Origin of the sequence: Streptomyces solincola (assembly GCF_002982015.1) — a bacterium.
Lineage (GTDB): Bacteria > Actinomycetota > Actinomycetes > Streptomycetales > Streptomycetaceae > Streptomyces > Streptomyces solincola.
This window is the reverse complement of record NZ_PVLV01000213.1, coordinates 1-6,660: the sequence shown is the minus strand read 5'-3', so window position 1 is coordinate 6,660 and position 6,660 is coordinate 1. Positions and strand designations below refer to the sequence as shown.

The 6,660-nt window shown below is 74.3% G+C and carries 9 protein-coding genes; 2 read left to right on the top strand and 7 right to left on the bottom strand.

The genetic code is table 11. From position 1 onward, the window contains the following. On the bottom strand, positions 1 to 629 hold a 629-nt coding region (locus tag C6N75_RS15360), incomplete at its 3' end, for a TerD family protein (RefSeq protein ID WP_146132569.1). Positions 630 to 829: 200 nt separating this feature from the next. Then, positions 830 to 1,465 (bottom strand): M48 metallopeptidase family protein, encoded by a 636-nt coding sequence (locus C6N75_RS15355; protein ID WP_105869469.1) that lies wholly within the window; start codon positions 1,463 to 1,465, stop codon positions 830 to 832. Positions 1,466 to 1,673: 208 nt separating this feature from the next. On the opposite strand from C6N75_RS15355, the gene C6N75_RS15350 reads away from it, so the two are divergent. Both C6N75_RS15350 and C6N75_RS15345 read left to right on the top strand, forming a co-directional pair. Beyond that, the gene (locus C6N75_RS15350) at positions 1,674 to 2,891 is read left to right on the top strand and encodes a ThiF family adenylyltransferase (RefSeq protein ID WP_105869468.1); all 1,218 of its coding nucleotides are present in this window, start codon (positions 1,674 to 1,676) and stop codon (positions 2,889 to 2,891) included. An 82-nt stretch (positions 2,892 to 2,973) separates the two neighbouring features. Then, positions 2,974 to 4,338, top strand: a complete 1,365-nt coding sequence (locus tag C6N75_RS15345; protein ID WP_105869467.1) for an ABC1 kinase family protein — start codon at positions 2,974 to 2,976, stop codon at positions 4,336 to 4,338. Between the two features lie 44 nt (positions 4,339 to 4,382). Here the strand turns inward: C6N75_RS15345 and C6N75_RS15340 are convergent, their stop codons facing one another. The 5 genes from C6N75_RS15340 to C6N75_RS15320 all read right to left on the bottom strand — a co-directional run. Further along, on the bottom strand, positions 4,383 to 4,586 hold the full coding sequence (locus C6N75_RS15340) for a hypothetical protein (RefSeq protein WP_105869466.1): 204 nt from the start codon (positions 4,584 to 4,586) through the stop codon (positions 4,383 to 4,385). 258 nt (positions 4,587 to 4,844) lie between these two features. Beyond that, on the bottom strand, positions 4,845 to 5,177 hold the full coding sequence (locus C6N75_RS15335) for a hypothetical protein (protein WP_105869465.1): 333 nt from the start codon (positions 5,175 to 5,177) through the stop codon (positions 4,845 to 4,847). Further along, positions 5,174 to 5,542, bottom strand: a complete 369-nt coding sequence (locus C6N75_RS15330) for a WhiB family transcriptional regulator (protein ID WP_105869464.1) — start codon at positions 5,540 to 5,542, stop codon at positions 5,174 to 5,176. Before C6N75_RS15330 ends, C6N75_RS15335 begins: the two co-directional genes overlap by 4 nt. A gap of 169 nt (positions 5,543 to 5,711) precedes the next feature. Continuing rightward, positions 5,712 to 6,038 carry a hypothetical protein gene (locus C6N75_RS15325; RefSeq protein WP_105869463.1) on the bottom strand — a complete coding sequence of 109 codons (327 nt, stop codon included), beginning with the start codon at positions 6,036 to 6,038 and terminating at the stop codon, positions 5,712 to 5,714. A gap of 222 nt (positions 6,039 to 6,260) precedes the next feature. Then, on the bottom strand, positions 6,261 to 6,660 hold a 400-nt coding region (locus C6N75_RS15320), incomplete at its 5' end, for an HRDC domain-containing protein (protein WP_181160478.1).

The window sequence follows — 6,660 nt, the reverse complement described above, 5'->3', positions numbered from 1 at the left end:
GCCCCGAAGGCGGGCGGCGCGGCCGGCTGTCCCGGCTGGGAGGTCTGGGCCGGCGGGGCGAAGGCGGGCGGCGCGGCAGACGGGGGCGCGGCGGGCTCCTCCTCGGCGACCTCGCCGCCGAAGTTCCGCAGCAGCGCGTCCAGGCCGCCGTCGAAGCCCTGGCCGACGGCGGCGAACCGCCACACGTCCTTGAGGTAGAAGTCGCCCAGCATCAGCGCCCGCTCGGTGCTGAACTCCGAGCCGTCGAACGCGTACCGGGCGACCTCGTGCCCGCCGGCGACGATCCGCAGGCAGCCGGGGCCGATCTGGGACATCTGCCCGGCGCCGTCGATCGTCGCGGTGAACGACAGCTTGTGGATGCCGGCCGGGATGCGGTCCAGCGTCACGCGGAAGGACTCGGTGTCACCGGCCTGCGCGCCGAGGAGCTGGATGGACTCCTCGGGTGACTTCGGCTGGTTGAAGAAGACGAAGTAGCGGTCGTCGGAGAGCCGCTCGTCGGCGTCCAGGCCGAAGACGCTGATGTCGAAGGCGAGTCCGGGCGCCGCGATCTGCACGCCCACGTACAGGTCGGTGCCGGATGTCAGATCGCTGATCCTGGCCTTGTGGCCGCGTTGGAATTCCCTGGCCATGCGTAGGACCGTCCCCCATCCGATGGTGTTTGCGTCGCGCCAGGCTAACGGCTGCCGCCGACAGTGGACCGGGGAGGGACGGTTTCGGCACACGATCGTCGAACGGTGACACTCCCGGCCGGCCCGCGCTGCCGGCCGTGCCGGACGCAGTCCGCACCGAGCGCGTCACGGCAGGTGACGGTCCTCGCCGCGGGCGCCGGTCACTCGTCGACGCCGCCGCCGGGCGGACGGGGCAGCCGGGCAGCCGCCGCCACACCCTCCAGATAGCCGCGGGCCCGTTCGGTACGGGGGTAGGCCTCCAGCAGCCGCCAGAATCGCGGTCCGTGGCCGGGGACGAGCAGATGGGCCAGCTCGTGGGCGAGGACGTAGTCGACGACGTACTCGGGCATGCCCTGGAGCCGGTGGGACAGCCGGATGCTGCCCTCGGCCGGGGTGCAGGAGCCCCAGCGGGAGTTCTGGTTGGTCACCCAGCGCACCGAGGTGGGCCGCACCCGGCCGCCGAAGACCTGCTCGGACAGCCGCTCGGCCCGCTCCGTCAGCTCCGCGTCGCCCAGGGCGCGCCTGCCCTCCTGGGCGGCGAGCTTGTCGAGCATGACCGTGACCCAGCGGCGTTCCTCGGCCTCGGACATCCGGGCCGGGATGAGGACCACGGTGCGGTCGCCCTCGCGGTAGGCGGAGACGGTACGCCGGCGGCGCGAGCTCCTGCGCACCTCGACCGCGCGGCCCGCGGCCCGGCCGGACGCGGCGCCGGCCGGACCGGATTCCGTGACCGGACGGGCGCCGCCGGACGGGCGGGGCGGGTCGGCGGTCGGGCTGGGCTGGGGATCGGCGGGCACGACTCGACGTTACCCGGTGGTCCGGGGCGAAGTCCCGCACGAGCGCCCCGGGCGTCGCCGCTGTCCACAGCCCCATCCCGCTGGTCCGATCATCCGACCGTCCCTGTGGACGACTCGCGGCGTCGTCGCGGGCCGCACGGCATGCTGCGGGCAGTGACCGGTGCGCGGGTGCGTGACCGGCGATCGAGTACGACGACAGGGGGACGCTGTGCATCCGATGGTGAAGCCCGCGCTGCGGCGGGCCTGGCGCGACCTGGGGCATGTGCAGTTCGGCGCGGCGCCCGCGCACGCGATGGTGGTCGGTCCGGTGGACACCGTGACCGGCACCCTGATCGGTCTGCTGGACGGGACCCGGGGGCTGGAGCTGCTGCGGGCGGAGGCCCGTGCGCTGGGGCTGCCGGACGGCAGGCTGGAGGCGCTGCTGGACCGCCTGGCGTCGGTGGGCCTGCTGGACGACGCAGAGGCCGGCGGCCCCCGCGCCTGGCCTCCGCCGGCCGGCTCCGCCGACTCCGGAGGCCTCGGCGGCTCCGGGGACTCCGCCCACCCTGGCGGGCCGGCGGTCGCGCTCTCCTCCGACCGGCTGGCCCCGGACCGGGCCTCGCTGTCGGTGGTGCACCGGGAGCCGGGCGGCGCGGCCCGCTGCCTGGAGGCACGGCGGACGACCCGGGTGCAGGTCCGGGGAGCGGGCAGGGTGGGGGCCGCGGTCGCGGCGCTGCTGTCGGCGGCCGGGGTGGGCCGGGTGGAGGTGCTGGACGGGCAGCGGGCCGAGCCGTGGGACGTGGCGCCCGGCGGGCTGCCCGCGGAGGCGGTGGGCGAGCGGCGCGACACCGCCGCCCGGCGGCTGGTGCGGCGCTCGGCGTCCCTGCGGCCTCCCCGCCCGGCGCGGGGCGGCGCGGTGGCCGGCGCGGTGGCGGGCTCGGAGCCGCCCGTGGCGCTGGTGGTGGTCGCCCCGCGGGACGGGCTCGCGGCCTACGCCCCGGACCCGCTGCCGGCGGACGCCTGGGTGGCGGCGGCCGTCCCCCACCTGTACGCGGGCGTGGTCGAGGCGACGGGTGTGGTGGGGCCGCTGGTGCTGCCCGGCGGCACGGCGTGCGCCCGCTGCGTCGACCTGGCGCGCACCGACCGCGACCCGGTGTGGCCGCGGATGCTGGCCCAGTGGCGTTCCGGCCGGGCCGGCGCGGCCCCGCCGTGCGACGTGGCCCTGGCGGCGGCGGTGTCGGGGCTGGCGGCCGCCCACGCGCTCGCGTTCCTGGACGGCGACCTGCCGGCGAGCACGGGCGCCCGGTGGGAGGCGTCACTGCCGCACACGGAGTGGCGGGAGGTGCGGCTGGCCCCGCACGAGGACTGCCCGTGCGGGGCGGCGGGCCGGGCAGCGGTCCACCGGGCCTCGGCGACCGGGCGGGCTCAGGACACAATGGCGGGGTAGGCGCCGCCGACGCGGGGCCGCATACGGGTGGCGGCAGCGCGTTCGAGGCGCCGCGGCACGGCAGTCAGGAGTGGAGGGGCGCATGTCTGATCTTCCCCGGAAGGCGGTCACCCGGACCGCCAAACTGGCCGCGTTGCCGATCGGCTTCGCGGGCCGGGCCACCTGGGGCCTGGGCAAGCGGATCGGGGGCAGGTCCGCCGAGATCGTGGCGCGCGAGGTGCAGCAGCGCACGGCCGAACAGCTCTTCCGGGTGCTGGGCGAGCTGAAGGGCGGTGCGATGAAGTTCGGGCAGGCGCTGTCCGTCTTCGAGTCGGCGCTGCCCGAGGAGATCGCCGGCCCCTACCGGGCGGCGCTCACCAAGCTCCAGGAGGCCGCCCCGCCGATGCCGGTGCGCACGGTCCACAAGGTGCTGGCGGAACGGCTCGGCGAGGACTGGCGTGAGCTGTTCCTGGAGTTCGACGACAAGCCCGCGGCCGCGGCGTCCATCGGCCAGGTGCACCGGGCGGTGTGGCGGGACGGGCGCGAGGTCGCGGTCAAGGTGCAGTATCCAGGCGCCGGCGAGGCGCTGCTGTCCGACCTGGGGCAGCTCAGCCGGTTCGTCCGGCTGCTGGGGCCGCTGATTCCGGGCATGGACCTCAAGCCGCTGATCGCCGAGCTGCGGGACCGGGTGGCGGAGGAGCTGGACTACGGCCTGGAGGCGGCGGCGCAGCAGGCGCACGCCGAGGAGTTCGCCGACGACGAGGACGTGGTGGTGCCCGGTGTGGTGCACCAGTGCGACCAGGTGCTGGTGACGGAGTGGATCGACGGCATCCCGCTCTCCGAGGTGATCTCCGGCGGCTCCCCGGAGCAGCGCGACCGGGCGGGCCAGCTCCTGGCCCGCTTCCTGTTCTCCGGCCCGGCCCGCACCGGGCTGCTGCACGCCGACCCCCACCCGGGGAACTTCCGGCTCATGCCGGGCCCGGACGGCGAGGAGGGCGCGGCGGACTGGCGGCTGGGGGTGCTGGACTTCGGCACCGTGGACCGGCTGCCCGGCGGTCTGCCCGAGATGATCGGCGTCTGTCTGCGCATGACCCTGGAGGGCGAGGCGGAGCAGGTGTACGAGGCGCTGCGGGAGGAGGGCTTCGTGCGGGAGAGCATCGACCTGGACCCGGACGCGGTGCTGGACTACCTGCTGCCGATCATCGAACCGGCGCAGGCGGAGGAGTTCACCTTCACCCGCGAGTGGCTGCGGGGCCAGGCGGCCCGGGTCGCCGACGTCCGCTCCCCCGCCTACCAGTTGGGCAAGCAGCTCAACCTGCCGCCGGCCTATCTGCTGATCCACCGGGTCACGCTGAGCACCATCGGGGTGCTGTGCCAGCTCAACGCCACGGTCCGGCTGCGCGACGAACTCGACGACTGGCTGCCCGGCTTCCTGCCCGACCAACCCGCCTCCGACGCGGACGCCTGAGCGCCCGGCCGCGTCGGCTGCCGCCGCCGCCCGGCGGCCCGGCGTCACCACCAGGCGGAGTCCAGCCGGCTCTCGATGGACCTGAGGTTGTCGCGGGCGCAGCGGTCGCAGAAGTAGTGGCGTCTGCCGTTCTCCACCGAACAGGTCCAGGCGGTCGCGGGGCCGTCGGCGGTGGCGCCGCAGCGGTGGCAGACCACCTCGCCGGCCGGCGGGTCGCCGCCTTCCCGGGGCGCGGGCGCAGGAGTCATCCGGTCACGGTCGTTCACTACGAGACGATAACCCCACCGCACGGCCCCGGCGGGGGCAACGCGCCGCGGGGGCCCGGTCCTTGGTGTCAGGACCGGGCCCCCGCGTTCGGAAGGTCGTCTGGGAAGACCGCCCGTGGGCGGCGGCCGGGCTCGGCGGCCGGATCGCCGGCCCGCCGGGCCGCCACCGACCGCCGTCACAGCATCACGGCATTACCGCGCCACGGCGTCACCGCGTCACGGCGTCACGGCGTCACGGCGTCAGTTCATGACCGCCATGGCCAGCGCCCGGCGGGCACGCAGCGAGGCGCGCTCCGCCCTGCGCTGGAGGCGCCGGGCGGTGATCAGGTGTACGGCCTGGCGCTCCTCCCGGGCCTCCCTCAGGCGGTCGTCGTGCATTTGAGCACGCGCCAGGGCTTCTTGCATGAGTTGCATCTCACGGTTCCTGTTCTGACGCGGGCAGTCCGCGCCGACGGTGGTGACGAAAGTCTGGGTCGCGAAGCCGGACGGCTCGCTGGCGGAAGAGGTCATCGGGGCCTGCTTCTGGGGGTCGTGCGTGTGGGGGTGGTCGATGGTTCCGAGCGTGACGTTCATGCCACGACCGGGTTCTTGCGCGGACGGCCACGGGGCCGCTTGCGGGCGACGACCACGCCCTGGACGAACAGCTCGCCGCCCCAGACGCCCCACGGCTCACGCCGCTCCTTGGCGCCGGCCAGGCAGGCCTCCATGAGCGGGCAGGTGCGGCACAGGGACTTGGCGTACTCGACGTCCGCCGGCGACTCGGCGAAGAAGACCTCCGGGTCGTAGGAGCGGCACGGCACGGGCACGCCGAGGTTCTCGATGGCGTCGTCGAGCGCGGTGAGCGCGGTGAGCGGAGTCAAGGCGGGGTCCTTCTCGGGAACGTGCGGAGCGAGAGCTTCGGAAGGCGGTACGGACGGGGCGTGCGCTTCGAGTTGCACGGTGGTGTCTTCCTCGTCTGGTCGGTCCGGCCGGTCGGCCGGTGGGTGGGTACCGGGTCGTGCTGGTCCCGAGGCCCCTTCGCACTGCTCCGCCTGTGCAGGCAAAACAGAAGGGCCGCGGATCCCGGGTGGGGTTCCGCGGCCCTGAAGGCGCCGGCCTGACTTGGCGTCAGGCTGGATCGCTCCAGGGTTCGAGCCCACGGAAGGCCCACATCAGGTGGTGCTGGGTCTGCTGCTTGGTTTCGGCACCGGTAGCCGCCGTCAGGGCATAGGCCGTCGCCTGGGCCAGTACGCCTGCTGCCAGTGCCTTGGTCGGTCGCTCATTGCGCTCCCGGACGGGGAGCATCGCAAGGGCGGCGGGACGCACGGCGCCGTGACCGGACAGACCACTGCCCGAGAAGGCGGAGCCGAAGAAGCCGAGCGAGCAGGTGGAGACGGCCGAGCGATCGGTCATTTTGACGGTGCTGCGGGCGGTGCCGGTGTTGATGCTGATCACTTCAATCGCCTCCTCTCGGCGTCTCGGGGGATCCCGGCCGGGGCCGGTCTCACACGTATTCGGATGGGTGCTGCTTCTGGTACTACTACTGCTACTACTTCGCGTACTGCGTCGAGCCAGTACAGCACGAAGGGCGGGCTTCGGAGAAGCCGCCGTCGCCGTGGTTAAGAACCTATGGGGCTTGACGGGGCGGGCGCAAACTATTTTTCCGACGACTTTCCGTCACTCCTGCGTCCCCGCCCCGAGCCGGTCCTCACCAGCGCAGATGGCCAGCACATCGGTGCCGAAACGGCCCAGTTTCCGGGCCCCCACACCGGCGATCCGGGCCAGCTCCCCGTCCGTCGCCGGCACCGCCTCCGCGATCGCCATCAGCGTCTTGTCGGTGAACACGCAGTACGCCGGCTGACCCAGCGACCGGGCCTGCTCCAGGCGCCAATCCCACAGCCTCCCGTACAGCGCCTCGTCCATGTCGGACGGGCAGTCCTCGCAGCGCATCAGCTTCATCTCACCGGCCGCGGTCAGCGTCGCCCCGCACACCCGGCAGCGCGCCGGAGTCCGGCTCCCCCGCCGCCGGACCGGACCCAGTGGCTCCACGCCCCCGTCCCGCACCGCGGCCTCCCCC